The organism is Nioella sp. (genome assembly GCF_964229645.1).
GTDB lineage: Bacteria > Pseudomonadota > Alphaproteobacteria > Rhodobacterales > Rhodobacteraceae > Nioella.
This window is the reverse complement of the sequence record NZ_CAXREX010000149.1, coordinates 1-2,928: the sequence shown is the minus strand read 5'-3', so window position 1 is coordinate 2,928 and position 2,928 is coordinate 1. Positions and strand designations below refer to the sequence as shown.

The following is a 2,928-nucleotide window of genomic DNA, read 5'->3' as shown; positions in this document are numbered from 1 at the left end:
GTCGGATCGGCCTCGGAACTGAAGGACATCATCGGGACCACCGCGCAGCTGACCTTCCAGCCGGTGATCCGGCGCACGACGGACGATCAGACCGTGGCCGGCCCGGGCAATTCGCTGCTGCCCTCGATGGACGAGGAAGGCCAGTTCTACGTGCTGGAAGACACGCCCGTCGTCACCGGAGAAGAGCTGGTCGATGCGCAGCCGTCCTTTGATCAGAACGGCCGGCCTGCGGTGTCCTTCCGGTTCAACCCGGCCGGGGCGCGCAAGTTCGGCGATTATACCGCCAACAACATCGGCAACCCCTTTGCCATCGTCCTGGACAACGAGGTCATCAGCGCCCCGGTGATCCAGAGCCATATCGCGGGCGGGTCGGGGATCATCACCGGCAACTTCTCGGTCGAGGAATCGACCAACCTGGCGGTTCTGCTGCGTGCGGGCGCCCTGCCTGCGGGGCTGGATTTCCTTGAGGAACGCACGATCGGGCCGGAACTGGGGGCGGACAGCATCCAGGCGGGCAAGATCGCCTGTATCGTTGCCGGCATTGCGGTGCTGTTCTTCATGTGGGCGTCTTATGGGCTGTTCGGCCTTTTCGCCAATATCGCGCTGATCCTGAACGTGGGCATGATCTTTGGTCTGCTCAGCGTGATCGGGGCGACGCTGACCCTTCCGGGCATCGCGGGCATCGTGCTGACCATCGGCATGGCGGTGGATGCCAACGTGCTGGTCTTTGAACGGATCCGGGAAGAGATGAAATCGGCCAAGGGTCCGGCCCGCGCGATCGAGCTGGGCTATGAACGGGCGCTGTCGGCCATCGTCGACGCCAATATCACGACCTTCATCGTGGCGGTGATCCTGTTTGTCCTGGGCTCGGGCCCGGTGCGGGGCTTCTCGGTCACGCTTGGGATCGGGATCCTGACGTCGGTTTTCACCGCGATCTGGGTCACCCGACTGCTGATCGTCACGTGGTTCGAACGGGCGCGGCCCAAGACAATCGAGGTCTGAGATGCGTTTGAAACTTGTACCCGAAAACACCAACTGGGATTTCTTCAAGTATCGGACCCTGACCTTCGGGGCCTCGATCGTGATGATGATCGCAAGCCTAGCGCTTTGGCTGACGGTCGGTCTGAACTTCGGCATCGACTTCCGTGGCGGCACGACCATCCGGACCCAGTCCGAACAGCCGGTCGACGTCGGTGCCTATCGCGACGCGATTGCGCCGCTTGGGCTGGGCGATACCTCGATCTCGGAGGTGTTCGATCCGTCCTTTGACGACGACCACCACGTGGCGATGATCCGCATCCAGGCCCAGGACGGCCAGGAAAGCATCAGCGCCGAGACCGTGACCCAGGTGGAACAGGCGCTGAAGGCGCTGGACGAGACCGTGCATTTCACCCAGGTGGAATCGGTTGGTCCCAAGGTTTCTGGCGAATTGATCCAGACCGCCGTTCTGGCGGTTGCGGCGGCGCTGGCGGCGATCCTGTTCTACATCTGGCTGCGGTTCGAATGGCAGTTCTCGGTCGGGGCGGTGGTTGCGCTGTTCCACGACGTGCTGATCACCATCGGGGTGTTTTCCCTGCTGCAGATCCGGTTCGACCTGGCGACCATTGCGGCGCTGCTGACCATCATCGGCTATTCGATCAACGATACCGTGGTGATCTTTGACCGGCTGCGGGAAAACCTGCGCAAGTTCAAGACCAAGCCGCTGATCGACGTGATGAACCTGTCGGTGAACGAAACCCTCAGCCGGACGCTGATGACATCCGGCACCACGCTGATTGCGCTGATCGCGCTTCTGGTGCTGGGCGGGGACGTGATCCGGGGCTTTGTCTTTGCCATCACCTGGGGCGTGGTGATCGGGACCTATTCCTCGGTCTATGTGGCGAAGAACGTCGTTCTCTGGCTGGGCGTGAAACGCGACTGGTCCAAGCCCACGGACACCACCGGCAACCAGTTTGCCAATGTGGATGCCTGATCTTCTGCCCGAGGGGGTCAGCTCCCTCGGGTTGATGCTTCTTCTTTTCACGACATTCGTGGCCGGCGTGGTCTATGGCTTTGCGGGCTTTGGCGCGGCGCTGATCTTCCTGCCGGTGGCGGCGCGGATCGTGCCGTTGGAGGTTGCGATCGCGGTCTTCAACATCTCGGCGGTGGCCTCGGTCTTTACCGTAGTGCCGCAGGCCTGGAGCAAGGTCGACCGACCGGCCCTGGCCTTGCAGATCGGCCTGGCCTGCCTTGCGGCGGTGGCGGGGATCTGGGTTCTGAAGACAGCGGATGTGACCTGGCTGCGCTGGACGGTCATCGCGGTGATCGGCGTGACGCTTCTGGCGCTGGTCTCGGGGTGGCGCTACCAGGCGCGGCCCGGACGGGTGACGCGCGGGGCCGTGGGCCTGGGCGCGGGGTTCCTGGGCGGGGCGACGGGGCTGCTGGGCCCGGTCGTGGTGATCTTCCAGCTGGCCGGACAGGACGGAGCCGAGAAGAACCGCGCAACGACGCTGGTCTTCCTGACCGTGACCTCGATCCTGCTGCTGCCCCTGATGGCGCGTCAGGGGGTGATCACCTGGGCGGTTGTGCCGCTTGGTCTGATCCTGTTGCTGCCCTATGGTCTGGGCTCATGGATCGGGCGTCTGATGTTCCGGCCGGGGAACGAACGCGCCTACAGGGTGACCGCCTATGTGCTGGTCGCGGTGGCGATGGTCCTGGGGCTGCCGCTGTTCGATGCGGTCTGAGGGACTTTTGACAGGAGGGGTGCGATGCAACTGAACGAAATCGACTATGGCAAGGCGCGGCCAATCGACGGCTATGGCGAAGGCTTCTTCCGCATCGGAGGAGAGGTGCACCAGGCCCCGTTGCTGGTCACCGCCGACAGTGTGCAGCCCTGGGGCGGCTATGACGACCTTGGGCCCGTTCTGGCGCTGGCGGGGCAGATTGACG

At 63.7% G+C, this 2,928-nt stretch carries 3 protein-coding genes and 1 pseudogene; all 4 read left to right on the top strand.

Annotation, left to right across the window (positions count from 1 at the left end):
- Positions 1 to 1,002 (top strand): protein translocase subunit SecD (secD, locus tag ACEQXV_RS09860; protein ID WP_370268975.1); only part of this gene is annotated, 1,002 nt, incomplete at its 5' end.
- A gap of 1 nt (position 1,003) precedes the next feature.
- Complete coding sequence (gene secF / locus ACEQXV_RS09855) at positions 1,004 to 1,972, top strand: protein translocase subunit SecF (RefSeq protein WP_353337672.1); 969 nt, start codon at positions 1,004 to 1,006, stop codon at positions 1,970 to 1,972.
- Between the two features lie 34 nt (positions 1,973 to 2,006).
- The gene (locus ACEQXV_RS09850; protein WP_370268973.1) at positions 2,007 to 2,723 is read left to right on the top strand and encodes a TSUP family transporter; all 717 of its coding nucleotides are present in this window, start codon (positions 2,007 to 2,009) and stop codon (positions 2,721 to 2,723) included.
- Positions 2,724 to 2,747: 24 nt separating this feature from the next.
- Positions 2,748 to 2,928, top strand: a pseudogene (locus ACEQXV_RS09845) (hypothetical protein); the annotation flags it as partial.

Excerpts from the sequence above, each read along its gene's own strand:
- secF (WP_353337672.1), top strand. The coding sequence starts at position 1,004 with ATGCGTTTGAAACTTGTACCCGAAAACACCAACTGGGATTTCTTCAAG.
- ACEQXV_RS09850 (WP_370268973.1), top strand. The coding sequence starts at position 2,007 with ATGCTTCTTCTTTTCACGACATTCGTGGCCGGCGTGGTCTATGGCTTT.